Below are 21996 nucleotides of genomic sequence, written 5' to 3' on the forward strand. Positions count from 1 at the left end.
TTTCCCGGTTCAAAAATCGCTACTAGCTAATTTTAAACCGTTCTACTGTTGTTTGGTTTGTTTTTGTTCTGAATTTTCTCATTCAAAGATGTCCAACCAGGACTCTTTTTTATTAGAATTTTCAGGGTTTTAAACACTGTTCAATCTTTCATTTTCAAGGTTCATTTGCTGTTGTTCTCAGCAGCAACGTGTTATATATTATCACATTGTTTTCGCTTTGTCAACAACTTTTTTAATTTATTTTTGGAAGTTTTTCATTTCCCTGCCCCGTTCTCACGGGGCGAGGATTATAATATCAAATGTCACGACAAATGTCAACAGTATTTTTCAACTTTTTTCATTTTTTTGCGCAAAGTGGAATTTACTTTTGTAATTCACCTTTTTCGCGGAAATCGTGGAAAACATGTTTTTTCCCATATGTATGGAACTTCTGACCTACTGCATCGCTATGAATGAAGCCGCTGCCTTTCTTACTCCATCTGGATTTTCAAGGTTCCACTGAGTGAAGCTGAGTGAAGTTTCTGCAACGGTCTTTCCGAGCATTACTAAAAACTCTGGAATCTGACTTTCCAGAATCGTCCCCAGTTCTTCTCCCATCTTTTCCTTTCCCTGTTCCTCACATCCATTTAAGTATAGAAGAAACGCAGATTCCGTTTTGTCATTTACCCTCTTTGCAGCTCCGCGAAATCCCAGGACACCGGTCTGGTGTGTACCACAGGAGGACGGGCATCCGGAAATATGGATTTTCGGAAGTGCATCTGCCGGAAGGTCTGCTTCCCGCACTGCTTTTACGCACGCCTGCAAAAGTGCCTGGGAATCCCGCACGCCGACCTGGCAGACCGATGCACCGATGCAGCTTACGGATGCCTCAAACTCGGTCTTGGCAGTATTATCCGCTGTGATCGCCAGAACTTTTTTAGCCTCTTCGCCAGTCAGATTGATGATATACGCAGTCTCATCCGGTGCAAGGCGCATTTCTGCTTCATCCATTTTCTGAAGCGCATCGCTGAGCGCACACAGTACAGAAAGATCCGGCTGTCCTCCGATCGGATGCCACAGCACAGTATAAAGGCCTTCCTGTTTCTGTTCCAAAGCACGGCTATCAGAAACCGTGCTGCCATCTCCGGTCTTATTCACTTCCATTTTCTGAACCCGAAGCTTCAGATCCTCGCCAGACGCATAGACCTCATCCAGCTTTTCCAGAAATGCTTTTCTGTAATTTTCTGCACCACCGAGACTTTCCTGCATATAGCGGCTTCTGGCTTTACCACGATTTTCATAATTTCCATAGGCGCGGAAGGTCAGCCACATTGCCTTGATGTAATAGCAGATATCTTCCGGTTTTACTGCCTCTGCGATCAGTACGCCAAAACGCGGATTGTTTCCAAGTCCTCCCGCGCTATAAACATCAAAGCATCCATCCGGGCGGGCTGCAAAGCCGAGATCCCGGTAAGTCGCATGGGAGAGATTCTTTGGAGAACTGGAAAAAGCCACTTTCAGCTTACGCGGCATTTTTTCCGCACGGATAAAGCCCATCAGGTATTCGCCTGCTGCCTTTGCCCATGGCAGTACATTGAAATATTCTTCCTTCTCTACACCAGAAAGCGGACTGCAGGTCACATTACGCGGAAAGTCTCCACCTCCTCCCATGGTGACGATTCCAACATCCAGAGCCTGTTCCATAATATCGGCAACGATTGCCCCATCCAGATCATGCAGCTGAATGGTCTGGCAGGTAGTAAAGTGTGCCTTGTGCAGCTGATATTTCCGGATCGTATCTGCAACAAATTTCAGTTTTTCCTTTGTCACACAGCCACCGGTCATACGCAGGCGCAGCATGCTGGCCTTGCCGCCTTTCTGTGCATAACTTCCATATAAACCTGAAAAACCTTTGTAAGCATCCTTACTGAGTTCTCCAGCATAAAATGCAGCTGTTTTTTCCCGAAACGCCGGAATATCCTGTTTCCAGTCCTGGTCATTTCTGATTTCCATAACCTTCTCCTCCTAATGTGATTTGTCGAAAAATCAAAAAGCACCTGATTTTCCCAGATGCTTTTGATTCTATCACACTTCACTTTTCATGAAAATGGCTTTCGTACATTTTCTATGGTCTGCCGGATTTTCACCGGGTTTTTCATTCCTTCTGTTTCCACTCCGCTGCTGCAGTCTACTCCAAACGGATGAAACGTCTGAATTGCTTCCCGCACATTGTCTGCCCGCATACCGCCAGCTAAAAACCATGGTTTTTGAATTGCTCCTGCCTGCGTGATCAGGCTGTGATCGAAGGTATGTCCGGTTCCGCCGCTTCCGGCATCCAGCAAAAGATAATCCGCTTCACTTGCATCCCAGCGTTTTAATTCATGATCCTGTTTCATGGACACTGCACGGATCACCGGAATATCCGGGAAGCGGTTTTTCATCCGGTGGATCTGTTCTTCTGTCTCCTGGCCATGGAACTGGATCGCACGGATCACGCCGGAGTCTGCCAGGCGGCAGATAATATCTTCGGATTCATTCACAAAAACGCCTACTGGGCAAATATCCGGATTCAACATTCCGGAAAGCTTTTCTGCCTGTCCCGGGGTAATTTGACGTTTCTCCGGAGCAAATACGAAGCCTGCATAATCCGGGAAATATTGATTGACTGCCTGAATATCTTCCGGGCGTCTTAGGCCGCAGATTTTTATTTTTGTCACGTTTCTTGCTCCCATTTTCCTATGTTTTCTGCTGCATGCCTGATTTTCGTTACTGTTCACGCGTTGCGCAAACAGCAACGGATTTTCTTCTGCATATTACAGCATGTTTTTCTGTTACTGCTTACGCATTGCAGCGCACTTCTCCGTTTATCGTTTCTGTCGAAACTGCGCCAGTGCTGCCTTTTTATCCGGACTGCGCATCAGGATTTCCCCGATCAGCACTGCGTCCGTTCCATTTTCATACAAAACCTTCGTATCTTCCGACCCACGGATGCCGCTTTCTGACACAAATACAACTTCCGGCGGCACCATCTTGCGCAGGCGTACGAAATTCGTTACATCCACTTCAAAGGTTCTGAGATCCCGGTTGTTGACACCGATCACCGAAGCACCTGCTTTTAAGGCACGCTCCACCTCATTTGCATCGTGAGCTTCTACCAGCACAGAAAGTCCCAGCGCTTTTGCCTGTGCCATATACTCGCGCAGCTCGCCATCGTCCAGGATCGCACAGATCAGAAGCACGGCCGACGCACCAAGGACCTTTGCCTGGTCGATCATATAGGAATCCACCGTAAAGTCTTTGCGCAGAACCGGAACAGAAATCTGCTGCCACAACGGTATTCTGCGGAATTTTCAATTGCATTGCATAATTTCCATCTACTGATTCGACAACTCCACAAATTTTTTCAGCTGTGCGGCAGCTTTTCCGCTGTCGATCCTTTCTTTTGCAAGATCAATCCCAGCCTGAATGGAATCTGCTTTGCCTTATTCAGACATTCCTGATATTCACTTTCCGGGACACTGTCAGCCACAATTCCGGCGCCGGAACGAGCATAGACCTTGCCTTTCTTGGCATAAGCGATGCGGATCGCAATGCAGACATCCAGGTTTCCTGAGAAATCCAGATACCCGATAGCTCCGCCATAAATGCCGCGCCTGCCGCCCTCCAGCTCCTGGATGATCTCACAGGCCCTAAACTTTGGTGCTCCGGAAAGGGTGCCTGCCGGCAAAAGTGCATCGACCGCATCGACCGCATCATATTCTGGTCGGATCTGACCGCCTACTGTAGAACCGATATGCATCACATGGGAGTAACGCTCCACTGCCATATATTTTTCCAGCGGTCCATTTAACAAGCTGCGTTCTGACGGTTCTCAGCCTCCCGTCTCTCTATTTTCTTTTGTTCTTTTTCGCCGAAAATGCCGTCCTGTGTTTCTGCCAGGTTTCTTCTAGGGCTGTCAGTTTTGGGACTTTTCTAAAGCTTCGCCGTTATGGATTTTCTGCCGGTTCCTGATCTTCCGGAATTTCCGGCGCAAGCGCCAGCGTAAACCAGAACTCCACGCCGTCTTCCCGGTTTGCCACGCCATACTGTTGGTGATGAGCTTCCATGATTGCCTTGACGATCGAAAGTCCGATGCCGCTTCCGCCGTAAGCGCGGGTGCGGGCCTTGTCCACCTTGTAGAATTTCGTCCACAGGTTCGGCAGGTCTTCCTCCTGGATCGGATTGCCATTATTGTATACATGAATCTTCGCCACTTTATCGGTTACATCACTCCAGATGCGGATCTGATGTTCCCCGCCAAGATGGTTCATGGCATTGGTGAGATAGTTCGTCACAACCTCCTCGATCTTGAATTCATCACCCATGACCATAAGAATCTCCGGCATGTCCACGGTTACCTTTGCCTCATTCTGCTGGATCAGGATGCTGGAGGAATTGATCAGGTCATGAACCAGTTCTGAAACATCGAAGGCTTCGATACTCGGAGTATCGTTTCCGAATTCCAAAGCCGTCAAGGTCAGCAGCTGACGCACCATCTTATTCATCTTGTTGGCTTCATCCATGATGACCTCGCAGTAGTAATTGCGGCTTTCCACATCCTCACACATGCCGTCGCAAAGACCTTCTGCATAGCCCTGGATCAGCGCGATCGGCGTCTTTAATTCATGGGAAACATTCGCGATGAATTCCTTTCGCATCTCATCGATCTGGATTTTTTCATCAATATCGTGCTGCAGCTGTTTGTTCGCAGCCTGCAGCGCACCAATGGCATCTTTCAAGCTGTGGGACAGCGAGTTCATGCTGCGCCCCAGAATACCGACCTCATCCTCTGCGTCGTCCTCATAAGCAACATCAAAATTCAGCTTTGACATCTCCTCGGACAGAGAAGATAATTTCAAGATCGGCTTGGTGATACGGTTGGTCACAAAGCACATCAGGGCACTTCCAAATACCAGCGCGATCAGACCGACCCAGGTAGTAAACCGGTTGGACAACTCCACGCTCTCCCGGATGCTTGCAAGCGGCATGGACATGATGAACATGGTCCGGTTGTCGGAAAAATAGCCCCAGCTTTCCATATAGGTTCCGCTGGAACGGAAATCCATGTTCTTCTCAACCACATAATTGTCGTGCTGTTTTAACACCTGCATGTGCTTCTGGCCCTTACCCAGTACATAGCGCTGCAGCTTCTGGGTCAGGAAGTCACTGTCACGCCCGGAGGTGATCAGGGCTTTTCCCGTATCACTGTCGATCAGGGTCATGGCAATATTGTTCTGCTCACTGTAGCTGCGGATCGTCCCAAGAAGCGTTCCCTGCTCCTGCGGCAGGTCGGTCGGAAGATCTTCTGCCGGAACCTCGTCAGCCTGATTGGAAGATTCTTCCAGTGTGTCTGTGCCGGATGTTTCACCTGAAGCATCGGCATTATCGGAATCTTCCTCGCCTTTTGCCGTCTGCTTCCAGATTTCCCACTCCTGCTCCAACTCTGATTTCAGGACATCTCCGATATTTTCATTTTCCCCGACCTTTTCCTGGATGACTGTATCAATATCGGTATAAGCCTCTTCCATCACCTTCAGTTTCTGATCCACATAATAGCGCTCCAGCCACCAGGAATTGACCCCCCAGATGGCAAAGAGCATCGCCGCCATAAGCCCTACAAAGATCAGCATGATCCGGTGGCGGATCGAATGAAATTGAAAAACTTTTTTATGCTTCATCAGTCTACCTCGAATTTATACCCCATACCCCAGATGGTCTTGATATAATTGCCCTTCTCACCCATCTTGCTGCGCAGTTTTTTAACGTGGGTATCGATCGTGCGGGCATCCCCGAAATAATCATAATTCCAGACATTGTTCAAAATCTTCTCCCTGGACAGCGCAATGCCCTGGTTTTCCATAAAGTAAGTCAAAAGTTCAAACTCTTTGTAACTTAAGTCAACCGGTTTTCCGTCAATCTCGACCAGGTGCGCCGCCTTGTCAATGCGGATACCGCCCACTTCCATGGTCTCGCTCACCGCTACGTTGGACCGGCGCAGAATCGCCTCCACTCTCGCGACCAGAATCTTCGGGCTGAACGGTTTGGAAATATACTCATCCACTCCAAGCTTAAAGCCCTGGAGTTCATCGCGCTCCTCACCCCGGGCTGTCAGCATGATGACTGGCACCTGGGAATACTGGCGCACCGTCTTCAAAACTTCCCAGCCGTCCATTTTCGGCATCATCACATCCAGAATGATCAGTGAAATATCTTTCTGTTTAAAAAAAATATCGACCGCCTGCTCGCCGTCCTCCGCCTCGATCACGGAAAAGCCCTTGATCGTCAGGAAGTCTTTGACCAGCTTGCGCATTCTGGCTTCATCGTCTACTACTAATATTTTTAAGGAATCCATTATGTATCGTCTCCTCTCTGCATATGCTGATTCACACAGAATTTCAGCTGCTGACTGTACCCTGCAGCCTGCAGTTTTCCTTCTTTTTCCCCATTTTAGCAGATATTTTTCTGGTTTTCCACGTTTTCACAGAGATTTCACAGATACAACCCGAACTGTGTAAAAGGGCTCCGGAATGCCGCCATATGGCAGCATTCCAGAGCCCTTTTCCTCATCAAATTTATTGCGTTTTTATTCTTCTGTCTTCCCAGCTTCTTCGCACACCTCGATGCCAAGCTCCTCAAGCTGCTTCGGATCTACCGGGGTCGGTGCCTCGGTCATCAGGCAGGAGGCATCCTTTACCTTCGGGAATGCAATGACCTCACGGATGCTGTCGCAGCCGCCCATCAGCATAACCACACGGTCAAGGCCGTATGCCAGACCAGCGTGCGGCGGTACTCCGTACTTGAATGCTTCAAGCAGGAAGCCGAACTGCTCCTGTGCCTTCTCCGGTGTGAAGCCCAGTACCTCGAACATCTTGGACTGGATGTCGCTCTGGTGGATACGAACGGAACCACCACCGATCTCGGTACCGTTTAATACGATATCGTATGCTTTTGCGCGTACTGCGCCCGGATCGGTATCGATCAGGTGCCAGTCTTCGTCCATCGGCATGGTGAATGGGTGATGCATTGCCACGAAACGTCCCTGCTCCTCGGAGTACTCCAGTAACGGGAACTCAGTTACCCACAGGAACTTGTAGTCGTCTTTCTTCAAGAGGTCAAGCTGGCGTGCGATCTCCAGACGCAGGTTGCCCAGAACATCCCATACAACTTTGTTCTTATCTGCTGCGAATAACAGCAGGTCGCCCGGCTTACCATCCATAGCGGAAATGAGGGCTGCCATCTGGTCCTCGGTCATGAATTTCGCGAAGGAAGACTTGTAGCTGCCGTCCTCCTGGATTGCGATGTAAGCAAGACCCTTTGCGCCGTAGCCCTTTGCGAACTCAACCAGTGCGTCGATCTTCTTACGCGGCATATGGCCCTGTCCCTCTGCGTTGATACCACGGACGGTACCGCCGTTTTCGAGTGCGCTCTTGAATACGACGAACTCGCAGTCTTTGACTACATCGGATACATTCTTTAACTCCATACCAAAACGCAGGTCCGGCTTATCAGAACCGAAACGGTCCATAGCCTCCTGCCAGGTCATACGCGGAATCGGCTGTGGAATCTCTACGTTTAAGATTTCCTTGAACAGCTTGTGTAAGAGACGTTCGTTGACATCAATCACATCGTCTACGTCTACGAAGGAAAGCTCCATATCGATCTGGGTGAACTCCGGCTGACGGTCTGCACGCAGGTCCTCATCGCGGTAGCAGCGTGCCAGCTGGAAGTAACGGTCATAGCCAGAGCACATTAAGAGCTGCTTAAAGAGCTGCGGGGACTGCGGAAGCGCATAGAAAGAACCCGGATGCACACGACTCGGTACCAGGTAGTCTCTTGCTCCCTCCGGAGTACTCTTGATAAGGGTCGGGGTTTCAATCTCTAAAAATCCTTCCTCTGCCAGGAACTGTCTGGTAAGGATAGCGATCTTACTTCTAAGAAGCAGGTTACGCTGCATATCCGGTCTTCTTAAATCCAGGAAACGGTATTTTAAGCGCAGCTCCTCTTTGGTCTTGGAGTTCTCCTCAATCGGGAATGGCGGAGTCTCGGACTCAGATAAGATGCGCAGGCTGTTGGCACGTACCTCGATCGCGCCGGTCGCCAGGTTCTCATTGACTGCGCCGGAACGTGCCTCAACACGGCCGGTTACTGCAATGACATATTCACTTCTTAACTTTTCTGCCTTTGCGAAGCTCTCTGCGCCGCAGTCGCTCTCCTCAAAGATGATCTGCAGGATACCGGAGCGGTCACGTAAATCTACGAAGATGATTCCGCCCTTGTTTCTGCTTTTCTGCACCCAGCCCATTACGGTCACGTCCTGACCGATGTTTGCTGTGGTGACTTCCGTACACCGATGGGACCGTTTCAGTCCCAGCATTGATTCTGCCATGGTTTTGTCTCCTTATTTCAGCACGGATCACTCCGTGGTTCTTCTGAATTTATAATGGTTCTCATTTAAACCTTATTATTTTAAAGCTGATTTCTTATTTCAAAGTTTTTCTTTATTTCAGTGCTTCTTTGTAGAACTCTACAAACTCTGTGTAGCCTTCCTTATTCAGCTGCTCCTTCTGGAACTTCTTGTTCTTGTTCATCATGGAAACCAGCACCTGGACACCGGCTTTACGCTCGTCCATAGCCTGTTTCATGATCTGACCGAAGCGGGACTGGTCCATACCCTTTTCGATGAGGTATGCTTTCTTCGGAGCTGCGTTCTCGATTTCGCCGCCCTGCTCCATAAGAATGGTAACGATACGCTCGAATCCAATGGAGAAGCCGCAGGCCGGGGTATCCTGGCCGGTGAACTTGCCGATCATCTTGTCGTATCTTCCGCCACCTGCAACGGAACCGCCGAAGCCTTCCATGGAAACCTCAAAAATGGTTCCGGTATAGTAAGACATACCACGCACCAGAGTCGGGTCAAAGGCCAGCTTGAAATCAGTTTCCGCAACCTCGGTCACGGTATCCATAATGTTAGCCAGATTCTCTGCAGTCTTTGCATCTAACACACCGGCTAAGGTTTCACCCAGACCGCGGACTGCTGCTGCATCCTCGCCCAGATTTGCTAACAGGTCTGCATACTTTTCTACGCTCTCCTGTGCATAGCCAAGTTCCAGAAGCTCTGTCTTTACGCCGTCCAGACCGATCTTGTCCATCTTATCCAGGGTGATGAAGACCTGATCCAGTCCATCCTCCGGGAAACCGCAGTAAAGTGCCATACCCTTTAAGATACCGCGGTCATTGATGCGCACGGTAAATGCGTTTTTCGGACAGATCTTGCCAAGTGCTGTGGTCGTAGCCAGGATCAGCTCGATCTCAGCCATATTGGTTGCATCGCCTAAAATATCGATATCACACTGGGTGAACTGGCGGAAACGGCCGCGCTGCGGACGGTCTGCACGCCATACACTGCCCATCTGCAGAGCCTTGAACGGGCTCGGCAGCTGTGCGCCGTTGTTGGAATAATAACGGGACAGCGGCAGGGTCAGGTCGTAGCGGAGTCCGCTGTCTGTTAAATCATTCTCTGTTTCAGCAGTCTCAAGGTTCAGCTTCTCGCCGCGCTTTAAGATCTTGAAGATCAGCTTCTCGTTGTCACCGCCCTGCTTACTGGTCAGGTTCTCGATATGCTCCACACACGGAGTCTCCACCTGGGTAAATCCGAAACTGCGGTAGGTTTCACGGATCTGGTTCATCACATATTCCCGCACCTGCATCTCTGCCGGCAGGATATCACGCATGCCGGTAACCGGCTTCTTTTTCAATGCCATATTCTTTCTCCGTTTTCTATCTTTGTAAATCTCTCTGTGTATCTGAAAAATCACATATTCCTAAAGATTATACTATTCTAAAACACAAAATGCAATCGCAAGTATGTAAGTTACGGGATGTCCAGCAAAAGTTTTATTTCTGTTTGCACGTACGTGCCCGGCAACAAAGTTACACTGCGGTTTCCTTACTGCGCAAATAGTTTCTCTTTCCGCTCGATCATCTCATCCACACGGCTGATGTACTGCTCCACGTCTTTGACATTCTCACAGCGCTCGATGCGGTTTTCCTCCGGGAAAAGACGCTTGGTCGTGGTTCCTGCTCCGCAGCCGATGATGGTCTGCTGTTCCTCCATGATCAGCACGTTATAGATACAGGCCTTTCCCGGCGCTGCATAGCCCACGTTCTCAAAATTGCCTGCCATATTTTTCTGGCGGTACAGATAATACGGTTCCAGCCCCATTTCTCTTGCGTAGCGGGCTGTCAGGTCGATCATCTCCTGGGTATTCTCAATCTTTAAGTCCTTATAGACTTCTTTCATGGTGTTTAAGCGTGCTGCACGCTTGATTGCTAAAGAGTGCACGGTCACGCTGTCCGGCGCCAGCGCCTTCACGGCTTCCATGGTCGCCTGCACGTCCTCTAACGTTTCCTCCGGCAGTCCGATGATCAGATCCATATTGATGTTGTCAAAGCCGACTTCCCGCGCAAGCTGAAAGCGGTCCACCACATCCTCTACGGTATGACGGCGTCCGATGAGCCGCAAGGTGTCCTGCTTCATGGTTTGCGGGTTGATGGAAATACGACCGACCCCGTGTTTCTTTAAGACCTCCAGTTTTTCCCGGGTAATGCTGTCCGGACGTCCTGCCTCCACCGTAAACTCCTGGACGGTAGAGAAATCGAAGGTTGCTTTCAATTTGGTGATGAGCTGATCCAGATCCTCAGGCGAGAGGGAAGTCGGGGTACCGCCGCCAAAGTAGACGGTATCCAGGGTACAGCCCTTTTTCTTCTCTGCCACATAGTCCAGCTCTTTGAATAACGCATCCAGATACTCATGGGTGCGGTCCTTCCACTTTCCGATCGGATAAGAGGTGAAGGAACAGTACAGACAGGTGGTCGGACAGAACGGAATGCCGACATACAGACTGTATCCTTCTTTATAGTCGATTGTGGAAAGCAACTGGCGCTCTCTCTGGGCAATCTCAATGCTTAAGTTGATCTTCTCGTTGCCGGTAAAGTAAGTGTCCTTCATGTGGTGGAAGATGCTTTCCGCACTCTCTCCCTCCACAAATTTGGTCATAGCGATCTTGGTCGGACGGATGCCGGTTAAGGTTCCCCACGGAAGGAGTTTTCCGGTCTGCTGCATCAGCAGCACATAGAGTCTGCGCTTGATCTTGTTCTTCGTCTCGAAACGATTCTCGTAATCAACCTTTAAAACGCTGCTTTCCGCTGCCGCCTGAAGCTCTGCACGCACGCCAGGCTCCAGCGCTTCCATGGAAAGCGCCGCAAAAGAACTTCTTCCCAGATGTCCCAGACACAGATTAAACTCTGTGTGGTCTTCATTTACCGTTCCTTCCACGAAAAAGTCCAGATCATCCTGCATCTCGTGCGCGAACGTCTGCCCCGGGTAAAATGCCATCAGAAGTTCCCGGATGTCCTGCTCATAGGCACTGTCGTTTAACAAAATTCCAATCATCCCTGTCTGCCTCCCTTTCTCACATACGCAGCCACCGGATTGTACTGCTTTTCATGGGCAATCGTCGTGGCATCGCCGTGGCCCGGATAAACCATGATCTCATCCGGCAATACAAGAAGTTTTTCCGCGATAGAATGCACGATTGCAGACATACTTCCAGTCGGAAGATCGGTCCGGCCTAAAGACTCTGCAAATAAGGTATCTCCACTGAAGACCACCTCTTCTTCCGGGATGTAATAACAGACAGAACCCGCGGTATGTCCCGGTGTTGCCATAACCTTCCACTCCCGGTTCAAAAAGTGCAGCACATCGCCATCGCGCAGCAAATGATCTGCGCTGATGCTGACCTGCTCGGTTCCCATGGTCCCGGAAAGATTCAGGGACGGATCATTTAACATCTTCTCATCGTCCATATGCACATAAAGCTTACAGCCGTATGTCTTGCGGATATCATCTGCCGCCATCATATGGTCGAAATGTGCATGCGTTAAAAGCACAGCCTCCGGCTCCACGCCAAACTCCCGGCATTTGCTGACCAGGTAGTCCGCATTGTCGGCCGGATCGATGATCACCGCCGCCTTTTCTCCCTCGCAAAATACAAGATAGCAGTTTGTGCTGATGCCGCCCAGCACGTAGGTTTTTATTCGAAAATTGCTCATGTTTTGCTCCTTTTTCCCATTTGATAAATGAAAAGAAAAACTGCGGAACAACTATCCCGCAGTCCTCTCTATATCGATCACGCCCTCGATCTGTCTTAACTTGTCAGTCAGGCGGTTCAGTTCTTCAATTCCATGAATATCAAACGTCATGATGATGGTGGCCTTGCCTTGCTTGCTGGTGCGCACATTCATAGAAGTGATGTCGATCTGACGCTCCGTAAATACCTTGGAAATATCGACAAACATACCGATCCGGTTATTTGCGTAGATCTGGATCTCTGTGGTGTAGCGCTCCTTGCTGTCTGTATCATTCTCCGGCTGCTGCCACTCTGCTTCGATGAGTCTGGTACGCTCCTCTGACGGAAGGTTGATAATGTTTACGCAGTCGGTACGGTGAATGGAAACGCCGCGACCGCGGGTCACATAGCCCACGATCTCGTCGCCCGGCACCGGACTGCAGCACCGTGAGAAACGGACTGCCACATCGTGGATCCCCTTGACCATAATGCCGCCCTTGGACTTCTTGCTGACCTCGGCTTTGTTACCGGACATCTCACTAAGACCGTCTAAAATGTTGGTATCGGTAACTTCCTTGCGGGTTTTCTTGGCACGTTCCTCGATCATCTTGTTGATGACCTGGCCTTCTTTCAAGCCGCCGTGTCCAATGGAAGCCAGAACTGAATCCCAGTCACGGAACGCATAACGCTGCATCACCTTTTCCTGGAACTCCGGCTTGTTTAAGTCACCAAAGTTGATCCCCTTGGTCTTGCAGTAGCGGTCGATCAGTTCTTTACCACGTACAATATTGTCTTCCTTTAACTCACTCTTGAACCACTGGTTGATCTTGTTCTTTGCCTGGGTGCTCTTCACCAGAGACAGCCAGTCCCGGCTCGGTCCCTTGGAATTCTGGGATGTGATGACTTCGATACGGTCACCGTTCTGGACCACATACTCGATCGGTACCAGCTTGCCGTTGACCCTTGCCCCCACCATCTTGTTGCCGACAGCACTGTGGATAGAGTAGGCAAAGTCAATGGTCGTGGAACCGCTCGGCAGTGTCTTGACATCACCAGACGGGGTAAAGCAGTAAACATTCTCAGAGAATAAGTCCAGATCACCCTTTACCATGCTTAAGAACTCTTTGGAGTCGCTGGCATCCTTCTGCCACTCCAGGATCTGGCGCAGCCAGGATAACTTCGCAGCTTCGTCGCCTGCCGCGATCTTGCCGCTGCCGCTCTCCTTGTATTTCCAGTGTGCTGCGATACCATATTCCGCGGTACGGTGCATCTCAAAGGTACGGATCTGGATTTCAAACGGCTGACCGTTGCTGCCGATCAGCGTCGTATGCAGGGACTGGTACATGTTCGGCTTCGGCATGGCAATATAATCCTTGAACCGTCCCGGGATCGGCTTGTACAGCTCATGGATGACACCAAGTGCCGCATAACAGTCCTTCACGGTTTCGACAATGATGCGGACCGCAAACAGATCGTAGATCTGGTCCAGTGTCTTGTGCTGGTTAACCATTTTCCGGTAAATGCTGAAGAAATGTTTGACGCGGCCATCTACCTTCGCCTCAATGCCTGCTCCTTTCATATGGGCGGAAACTTCATCTACAATGCCCTTAACAAACTCCTCGCGCGCATCCTTTCCAAGGGAAATCTTCTCAGCCAGGTCATAATAAACCTCCGGCTGCAGATATTTTAAGGAAAGATCATCCAGCTCTACCTTGATCTTGGAAATACCAAGGCGATGGGCGATCGGCGCATAAATTTCCATGGTCTCACGGGCTTTTTCTTTTTGCTTTTCCGGTTTCATATACTGCAGCGTACGCATGTTGTGCAGACGGTCTGCCAGCTTGATGAGGATCACGCGGATATCTTTTGCCATGGCAAGGAACATTTTTCGCAGGTTCTCTGCCTGCATCTCGACCTTATCCTTCGACCAGGACAGCTGGGTCAGCTTGGTAACACCGTCTACCAAAAGCGCTACCTCCGGTCCAAACTCCTTGGAGAGCTCGTCTAACGTCATAACCGTATCCTCGACAACATCGTGAAGGATACCCGCTGCGATCGTCTCTTTATCCATCTCCAGGTCTGCCAGGATAATGGCAACACAAAGAGGGTGAATGATGTAAGGTTCACCCGACTTTCGTTTCTGATCCTTATGGGCCTCATGCGCGATCTTGTACGCCTTTTCGATCAGGGAGATATCGTCCGAAGGATGATACTTCCGGATACTGCGGATCAGGTCCTCATACAATTCTTCCGGGCTGGTAAAATCTGCGGGATTTTCCAGCTCAATGTCCATTTTCTTCTCCGTCTGTTCTTTTGCCATAGAAAAAGCCACCTTTTTGAGCATAGTTATTAAATCATTATAAATATTTTTGTCGGAAAATGCAAGCATTACGTCCCGTAGTCCGCCTTTTAGGCCTTTTAACTGATTTCTAAGCCCTGGTAACCTGATACATCAGCGCATTGCACACAGCTGCCGCAATGTTACTGCCGCCTTTTCTGCCGCGCGCAACGATGCAGGAAACATCCGACTGACAGATGAGTTCTTTCGATTCCACGACATTCACAAACCCAACCGGAGTCCCGATGATGAAATCCGGGTGGATCTCACCAGTTTGCATCATCTCATAGAGACGGATCAGCGCAGTAGGCGCATTTCCGATTGCAAAGATGACCGGACCGGAAAGCTTTGCCGCGCGCTCCATGCTGACGATGGCGCGGGTCACCCCGCGCTCCTTCGCCTCCGCTGCCACATCCGGGTCTGCCATAAAGCAGCGCACCGCTCCATTCAACTGCTTTAATGCCGCCTTATTCACACCTGCGAGTGCCATGTTGGTATCGGTTACAATGGTAAAGCCGTTTCCGCTCTTCATCATAGCCACGGCCTGCTCCACAGCATGAGGAGAAAAATACAGATTCTCTGCGTAATCAAAATCTGCCGCCGTGTGAATGCAGCGCTTGACCACAGCCAGCTCCCCTGCACTCCAGCTGCCCTTTGGCATCTCTGACTCGATGATCGCCATACTGCGGGCCTCGATCTCCTCCGGACGGACCCACTGCATTTCTTCTATCATAATGTTGTCCTTTCTGATTCATATTCCTCCATAATACGGTATACCGCCTCCATATCCAGAGACCTCCGTACCAGATCTGCCAGCTTATCGTACTGGCTTTCCTTATATTCTTCCATGCTTTTTGCCGTTGCAGTCAGGCTGATGCCTTTTTTTTCTGCAAGCTGGTTTAAAATGGCTCCGGTAAACTCCAGATTGTCGAAGATGCCGTGCAGATAACTTCCGAACACCAGGCCATCTGTCCGCACGAATCCATCCATGCGGCCGTCTGCAAGGCGGACTGCCGGGGCTATTTCACCCTTTTCATGAGAAATGTCACTATTTCCAGCTTCTATTTCTGTCCGGAATGTCTCCCCCATGTGGATCTCATATCCTTTCACGGTCTGTCCCGCACATGCTGCATAAATTCCCGGCAGTTCCTGCAGCGTTCCTTCGGTCTGTGTCCTGGTCTTTTCCGCTGCAAAAATGGTTTCCGCAGCCAGAAGTTCCATGCCGCGCATAGAGCTTCCCGGCTCGCCTTCCACACCCTCCGGGTCAGAAAGCCGCTCCCCTAACATCTGATAGCCGCCGCAGATTCCGATCAGCGGCACCTGCTCCTCTTTCACCAGTCTCTGGATCAAGGCTTCCAGGCCGCTCTCCCGCAGCCATTTTAAATCTGCCATCGTATTTTTGGTTCCAGGCAAAAGGATCAGATCCGGATGTCCCAGATGCGCCGTCCGGTCCACATACCGCAGGGAAACACCTTCATAATGCTCCAGTGCATTAAAATCCGTAAAGTTGGAGATATGCGGCAGATGGATCACTGCCACATCGAGTCCCTCCTGCACCTCGGTCCGCACCAGACGGTCCGACAGACTGTCCTCATCATCTAAGTCAATCTGTTCCATCGGGATCACGCCAACGACCGGAATATGAAGCCGCTCCTCAATCATACGAAGACCTGGCTCCAGAATCTTCACATCACCACGGAATTTATTGATCACCAGTCCTTTGATGCGCGCCCGCTCCTCCGGTTCCAGAAGACTTACCGTTCCATAAAGCGACGCAAACACGCCGCCCCGGTCAATATCCCCGACCAGAAGCACCGGCGCATTGGCGATCTTTGCCATTCCCATATTCACGATATCATTGTCCCGCAGGTTGATCTCTGCCGGACTTCCCGCACCTTCTAAGACAATGGCATCGTACTGGCTTTCCAGACGCTCAAATGCCTCCCTCACAGCCGGGATGAACTCGGTTTTTCTCCGGTAATAATCCATAGCTCTTAAATTGCCGAACACTTCCCCGTTTACGATCACCTGGCTTCCCATCTGGCTGGTCGGCTTTAACAGGATCGGGTTCATATCCACCGTAGGAGCAATGCCTGCTGCCTCAGCCTGCATCGCCTGTGCCCGTCCGATCTCCAGCCCGTCTTTCGTGATATAAGAATTCAACGCCATATTCTGGGATTTAAACGGAGCCACGGAAAGTCCGTCCTGTTTCAAAATCCGGCACAACGCCGCCGCCAGAAAGCTTTTTCCCGAATTGGACATGGTTCCCTGGATCATGATTTTCTTTGCCATTCCTAAACCCCCTGACGGAATTCCGTTGTAAAATGTGCGTCATAAAGCTTGGAAAGTTCAAACGTATCTCCAAGGAAACGACCCACCGTGACAAGTGCTGTCTTGCGGATGCCTGCTTCTTTTACTTTATCCGCAATATCTGCAAGCGTTCCTGTCACAATTTTCTGGTCTTCCCAGGAAGCCTTATACACCACAGCCGCCGGAGTATCTGCCGGATAACCGCCCGCCTGCAGCCGTCTGCCCAGTTCCACGATCTCCCCGACACTTAAGAAAATAACCATAGTCGTCTGATGTGCTGCCAGTGCCTCGATCTGTTCCCGCTCTGGCACTGCAGTCCGTCCTTCCATGCGGGTCAGGATGACAGTCTGACTCACACCCGGAAGCGTGTACTCCCGCTTTAAGCTGGCCGCTGCCGCCAAAAAGGAACTGACACCCGGTACGATTTCATACGGGATTCCAAGCTTATCCAGTTCTACCATCTGCTCCCGGTGTGCACCATAAATGGACGGGTCACCCGTGTGGACACGGACCACCTTTTTTCCTGCTTTCACGCCGCGCTTCATTACATCAAGCACTTCCTGCAGATGCATGGTCGCGCTGTTGTAAATCTCTGCCTCCGGCTTTGCTCCGGAAAGCACCTGGGGATTCACAAGGGAACCCGCATAAATGATGATATCTGCCTCATCGATCAGGCGTTTTCCCTTTACAGTGATCAGTTCCGGGTCACCCGGTCCGGCTCCGATAAAATAGATCATAAGTTTACTCCTCCTTAAATTCCTGGTACGCCCCCACATGAATTTCCTCAAATGTACTGTTTTCCCGGTACACAGCTTCTGCCATATCCAAAAGCGGAAACAGCATAACCGCTCCGGTCCCTTCGCCCAGCGCCAGATTTCCATAAATACTGGCCTCTAATCCCAGTTTTTCCATCGCCATGGCACAGGCCGGTTCCTTTCCCATATGGGAAGGAAGCAAAAAGTCTGTCACCTGAGGACAAAGCTTCTGCGCCAAAAGCGCTGCCACCAGGGAGATCAGCCCATCTAGCACAACCGGGATCCGGTAAATCGCCCCTCCAAGCATCAGGCCGCACATCCCGGCAACATCAAAACCACCTACCGCCTCCAGAACTGACAGCGGATCTTCCGGGTCCGGCTGATGCAGGGCAATGGCTTCTTTAATGACCTCGATCTTCTTTTCCAGTCCGGCATTGGAAAGTCCGGCACCACGGCCGGTCACAAGCTCTACCGGAGCCTGCAAAAGCACACTGGCCACGGCACTGCTGGTCGTCGTATTGCCAATTCCCATCTCCCCGACTGCCAGAAGATCATAGCCTGCATCCTTAAGCTCCGACGCAAGCGTAATCCCGGTGTGGATCGCTTCCAAAACCTGTTCATGACTCATAGCCGGTTCCTTTCTCATATTCTTCGTGCCATTCGCAATACGGCAATTTCGGACCCCCGGCTCTTTGATTTCTCCCAGCACGCCAATATCAACCGGGATCACATCTGCCCCGGCAACCGCTGCCATGCGGTTGACACTGGCAATTCCCCGGGCAAAATTCTCGGTCACGACAGCTGTCACACTGCTGTCTGTCTGGGTTACCCCCTCTGCCACCACACCATTGTCGGCACAGAATACCACGACTGCTTTTTTATTCAGACAGATATCTTCCGTCTTCTGGACTCCTGCGATCTTGACCAGAAGCTCCTCAAATTTTCCAAGTCCGTACAATGGCTTCGCAATCCCGTTCCAATGGCGCTTCGCTGCTTCCACGGCAAGGGCATCTGCCGGGCGCACGCTCTTGCAAAGGCAGCTAAGCTGCTTTTCCAGATATTGTTCCATGTTACATCTCACTTTCTTTTTATCCGATGCGGTACCCTCTTGGTGTCACCATCCGCTCCCCAATCTTTCTCGTCTGGGAATTTCCGATAAACACTGTGGTAAACATATCCACCTGTGTATCTTTTAATTCACTTAAAAGCAGCACACGGGCACTCTGCCCTTCCCGGCCAATATTGCTCACAATACCACAAACCCGGTCTTCCTTTGTCTGCTCCAGAATAATCTCGCAGGCACGTTTTAAATAATCCGCCCGTTTCTTGCTGGACGGATTGTAAATGCAAATTGAAAAGTCTGCTTCCGCTGCACAGCGGAGCCGTCTTTCAATTTTCTCCCATGGTGTCAAAAGGTCGCTTAAGCTGATCACTGCAAAATCATGCATCAGCGGAGCTCCAAGCACTGCACCTCCTGCCAATGCTGCTGTCACACCACTGATCACCTCCACCTGACATTCTGGGTATTCCTCCTGCAGTTCCAGGATCAGCCCAGACATACCATACACTCCTGCATCCCCGCTGCAGACCATGGCAACACACTGTCCTTTCCTAGCTTCTTCAAATGCCATGCGGCAGCGCTCAACTTCTTTCCGCATCGGCGTTGTCAAAAACTGCTTTTCTGGAAAATACTCCCTCAGAAGATCCACATACACCGTATACCCCACGATCACATCACTCTGCTCCAACGCCTTTCGCGCCTCAAACGTCATCTGGTCAAAATTTCCCGGTCCCATGCCGACCACATACACAAGATTCTTCACTGATTTTTCCTCATCTTTCCTGTCATGCATTCGCACGTTTCTGCGTGCGATTTCATGGGGAATATTATAGAAGATTTCCGGGCAAAAGTCCACAGAAACGCATATCCACAAATAACATGAAATACATGATAAGGGTCGCGTGAGTTGCCGAAAAGCAAGTCACACGACCCCATTAAAGTTAAATAAATCGTTATTCCATTTCACTTCTTCTTAAAATATCATAAGGGCTGACCTCATATCCAAGGTCTACCCATAAAATCTGCTTCGGATGTGGTGCGCTCTCCATGGCATTTCCGTCTTCATCGGTAATGGATTTTACGGTTACCAGGATATTGCGGCCGTCCGGCTTCATGATCTCGATCTGCTCACCTACAGTGAACTTATTTTTCTGCTCAATGCGGCAGCATCCATCTTCCCGGACTTCCTCTACGGTACCGAGATAAGTGTAATTTTTCACATAGGTGTTGCTGTCGTAAATCTGGCTGTCGGTCGTCGGCTTTCCGAAGTAAAAACCGGTAGTAAATTCACGGTAAGTGCATTTGCCGATTTCTTCTTTGTACCATTCCATATTTTTCTGGTACAGGGCCGGATCCTTCTTGTAATCATCGATCGCCTTGCGGTAGGTGCGGGCTACGGTTGCCACATACAGGGCTGTCTTCATGCGGCCCTCGATCTTAAAGCTGTCGATACCGGCATCGATCAGCTCCGGAATGTGCTCGATCATGCACAGATCCTTGGAGTTGAAGATGTAGGTGCCGCGCTCATTTTCGTAAACCGGCATATACTCGCCCGGTCTGGTTTCTTCCACAACGGAATATTTCCAACGGCATGGATGCGTGCAGGCACCCTGGTTTGCGTCTCTTCCCACCAGGAAGTTGCTCAGCAGGCACCGACCGGAATAGGAGATACACATAGCTCCGTGAATAAAGCTTTCGATTTCCATATCGTCCGGAATGTGTGCACGGATTTCTTTGATTTCCTTTAAGGAAAGCTCACGGGCCGATACCACACGCTTTGCCCCCAGCTGATGCCAGAAGAGATAGGTTCCGTAGTTGGTGTTGTTTGCCTGTGTGCTGACATGCAGTTCCATGTCCGGAAGTACGCGCTTTGCGATGGCAAATACACCCGGATCGGAAATGATGAGGGCATCCGGACGGATTTCCTTCAACTCCTCAAAGTACTGCTCCACACCGGCCAGATCGTCGTTGTGCGCCAGGATATTGGCTGTGATATAAACCTTTACCCCGCGCTCATGTGCAAACGCGATGCCTTTCTTGATTTCTTCATTGGTAAAATTCTTTGCCTTGGCTCTGAGACCGAACGCCTCTCCTCCCAGATATACGGCATCCGCACCGTAGATGACTGCTGTTTTTAAGACATCCAGGCTGCCTGCCGGTATCAGTAATTCTGTTTTTCTCATAATTTTTTCCTGTTATTTATTTCTATGCTACGCTCTTGCAGCGGCTGCGTATATTCCTGCCAGTCTTTTATTCCTGTCAGTCTTTTATTCCTGTCAGTCTTTGCAGCTGCAAGATTTCTGTTGCCATGTTATCCACAATTTTCGTCTTGCAGACAATATTTATCCACTGATTTTCACGCTTAACGCAACGCCATCCCCAATCGGGATCACGCTGGTCTGAAACTCCGGCATATGCGTCAGTGTATACAGATATTCCCGCATGCGCGCATGAATCGTGCGGTTGCGGCGCTCGACCGCGAACCGGGATTCTATGATATCGCCGTCCTGCAGCACATTGTCGGAAAAAAGTACGCCACCTGCGGATAACAGACGGACAATGTCCGGCAGCCAGTGGATATATTGTCCCTTGGCCGCATCCATGAAGATAAAGTCGAATGGTCCGTCCAGTACTTTTAAAATGGCTCCTGCATCGCCCTCTAAAAGGGTGATCCGGTCAGACATTCCTGCTTTTTCAAAATTCTCCCGTGCCACGGGAATGCGCGGTTCGTATTTTTCAATCGTGATGATATCCGTATTTTCCGGCATGACCTGTGCCATCAAAAGAGCGGAATAACCGACTGCAGTTCCAACCTCCAAAATATGCTTTGGCTGTTTGGAGGCTACCATAGTCTGCAGAAAAACCGCCGTTTCCTTCCGGATGATCGGCACGCGCCCCGCTCTCGCTGTCTTTGCGATCTGGTCACAGAAGGCGCCGTGTCCCTGGTCCAGGGAATGAATATACTGTGTGATCCTATCCTGGTCCATCATGACGCCGTATCCTCCCCTTCTTCCACCTTTTCATTCAGGATCTGAAGCATCTTTTTGGATGACATGGAAGTGTTCAGCGTATAGGTTCCCGGATGAATCTCGTAATCGTAAAACTTCATCTGGACCCGCATGGCAAGCTCGTTGTCAATGAGTCCGTCTATTTTCAGTTCATGGATGGTGTCAGCATCTTTCTGCCCCTGCGGGACCGTAACGGTAATATCCCGCCCCGGCGCCTGCTCCACGGAACTTTCATAAAACAGGGAATGGCCAAATGCATAACCTCTTGTGATGCCCTCTGCAAGCAGAAGGATCACAAGGGCATACAGGATCAGCTTTCCCGATATTCCAATGACCGCTCCGGTCACTTTGTTGATATCCTTGGTGATATGGCTCATAT

The 21996-nt window shown here is 50.2% G+C and carries 17 protein-coding genes and 2 pseudogenes; all 19 read right to left on the bottom strand.

Annotated elements, in window-relative coordinates; genetic code table 11:
• Nucleotides 1-435 precede the first annotated feature (435 nt).
• Complete coding sequence (locus tag DWZ40_RS13655; protein WP_118543557.1) at nucleotides 436-1992, bottom strand: nitrite/sulfite reductase; 1557 nt, start codon at nucleotides 1990-1992, stop codon at nucleotides 436-438.
• An 86-nt stretch (nucleotides 1993-2078) separates the two neighbouring features.
• The gene (locus DWZ40_RS13660; RefSeq protein WP_243035344.1) at nucleotides 2079-2696 is read right to left on the bottom strand and encodes a phosphoribosylanthranilate isomerase; all 618 of its coding nucleotides are present in this window, start codon (nucleotides 2694-2696) and stop codon (nucleotides 2079-2081) included.
• A gap of 147 nt (nucleotides 2697-2843) precedes the next feature.
• Nucleotides 2844-3299 (bottom strand): annotated as a pseudogene (locus DWZ40_RS13665) (indole-3-glycerol phosphate synthase TrpC); the annotation flags it as partial.
• An 83-nt stretch (nucleotides 3300-3382) separates the two neighbouring features.
• Nucleotides 3383-3817: pseudogene (locus DWZ40_RS13670) on the bottom strand (chorismate-binding protein); the annotation flags it as partial.
• A gap of 148 nt (nucleotides 3818-3965) precedes the next feature.
• Nucleotides 3966-5696: a HAMP domain-containing sensor histidine kinase gene (locus DWZ40_RS13675; RefSeq protein WP_118543560.1), complete on the bottom strand. Its 1731-nt coding sequence runs from the start codon at nucleotides 5694-5696 to the stop codon at nucleotides 3966-3968.
• Nucleotides 5696-6370, bottom strand: coding sequence for a response regulator transcription factor (locus DWZ40_RS13680; protein ID WP_118543561.1), 675 nt, complete (start codon nucleotides 6368-6370; stop codon nucleotides 5696-5698). Before DWZ40_RS13680 ends, DWZ40_RS13675 begins: the two co-directional genes overlap by 1 nt.
• Before the next feature lie 231 nt (nucleotides 6371-6601).
• A complete protein-coding gene (gene aspS / locus DWZ40_RS13685; RefSeq protein WP_118543562.1) occupies nucleotides 6602-8404 on the bottom strand; it encodes an aspartate--tRNA ligase in 1803 nt (600 codons plus the stop codon).
• A gap of 112 nt (nucleotides 8405-8516) precedes the next feature.
• On the bottom strand, nucleotides 8517-9779 hold the full coding sequence (hisS, locus tag DWZ40_RS13690; protein ID WP_118543563.1) for a histidine--tRNA ligase: 1263 nt from the start codon (nucleotides 9777-9779) through the stop codon (nucleotides 8517-8519).
• 185 nt (nucleotides 9780-9964) lie between these two features.
• A complete protein-coding gene (hemZ, locus tag DWZ40_RS13695) occupies nucleotides 9965-11470 on the bottom strand; it encodes a coproporphyrinogen dehydrogenase HemZ (RefSeq protein ID WP_118543564.1) in 1506 nt (501 codons plus the stop codon).
• Entirely contained in the window at nucleotides 11467-12129 is a 663-nt protein-coding gene (locus DWZ40_RS13700) for an MBL fold metallo-hydrolase (RefSeq protein ID WP_118543565.1), read from the bottom strand. Before DWZ40_RS13700 ends, hemZ begins: the two co-directional genes overlap by 4 nt.
• 51 nt (nucleotides 12130-12180) lie before the next feature.
• Nucleotides 12181-14466: a bifunctional (p)ppGpp synthetase/guanosine-3',5'-bis(diphosphate) 3'-pyrophosphohydrolase gene (locus tag DWZ40_RS13705; RefSeq protein WP_118543650.1), complete on the bottom strand. Its 2286-nt coding sequence runs from the start codon at nucleotides 14464-14466 to the stop codon at nucleotides 12181-12183.
• A gap of 109 nt (nucleotides 14467-14575) precedes the next feature.
• Nucleotides 14576-15217 (bottom strand): precorrin-8X methylmutase, encoded by a 642-nt coding sequence (locus DWZ40_RS13710; protein WP_118543566.1) that lies wholly within the window; start codon nucleotides 15215-15217, stop codon nucleotides 14576-14578.
• A complete protein-coding gene (locus tag DWZ40_RS13715) occupies nucleotides 15214-16776 on the bottom strand; it encodes a cobyric acid synthase (protein WP_118543567.1) in 1563 nt (520 codons plus the stop codon). The genes DWZ40_RS13710 and DWZ40_RS13715 overlap by 4 nt, the downstream gene beginning before the upstream one ends.
• Before the next feature lie 2 nt (nucleotides 16777-16778).
• Complete coding sequence (cobM, locus tag DWZ40_RS13720; protein ID WP_118543568.1) at nucleotides 16779-17531, bottom strand: precorrin-4 C(11)-methyltransferase; 753 nt, start codon at nucleotides 17529-17531, stop codon at nucleotides 16779-16781.
• Nucleotides 17532-17535: 4 nt separating this feature from the next.
• Nucleotides 17536-18618, bottom strand: a complete 1083-nt coding sequence (gene cobT / locus DWZ40_RS13725) for a nicotinate-nucleotide--dimethylbenzimidazole phosphoribosyltransferase (RefSeq protein WP_118543569.1) — start codon at nucleotides 18616-18618, stop codon at nucleotides 17536-17538.
• 19 nt (nucleotides 18619-18637) lie between these two features.
• On the bottom strand, nucleotides 18638-19372 hold the full coding sequence (gene cobJ, locus DWZ40_RS13730) for a precorrin-3B C(17)-methyltransferase (protein WP_279220673.1): 735 nt from the start codon (nucleotides 19370-19372) through the stop codon (nucleotides 18638-18640).
• A 190-nt stretch (nucleotides 19373-19562) separates the two neighbouring features.
• Nucleotides 19563-20792: a U32 family peptidase gene (locus tag DWZ40_RS13735; protein WP_118543571.1), complete on the bottom strand. Its 1230-nt coding sequence runs from the start codon at nucleotides 20790-20792 to the stop codon at nucleotides 19563-19565.
• A 159-nt stretch (nucleotides 20793-20951) separates the two neighbouring features.
• Nucleotides 20952-21599, bottom strand: a complete 648-nt coding sequence (locus tag DWZ40_RS13740; protein WP_118543572.1) for an O-methyltransferase — start codon at nucleotides 21597-21599, stop codon at nucleotides 20952-20954.
• Nucleotides 21596-21994 carry an endolytic transglycosylase MltG gene (locus DWZ40_RS13745; protein WP_118543573.1) on the bottom strand — a complete coding sequence of 133 codons (399 nt, stop codon included), beginning with the start codon at nucleotides 21992-21994 and terminating at the stop codon, nucleotides 21596-21598. Before DWZ40_RS13745 ends, DWZ40_RS13740 begins: the two co-directional genes overlap by 4 nt.
• Nucleotides 21995-21996: the final 2 nt, after the last annotated feature.

The sequence above is a fragment of the Clostridium sp. AF32-12BH genome, assembly GCF_003477935.1.
Lineage (GTDB): Bacteria > Bacillota > Clostridia > Lachnospirales > Lachnospiraceae > Brotaphodocola.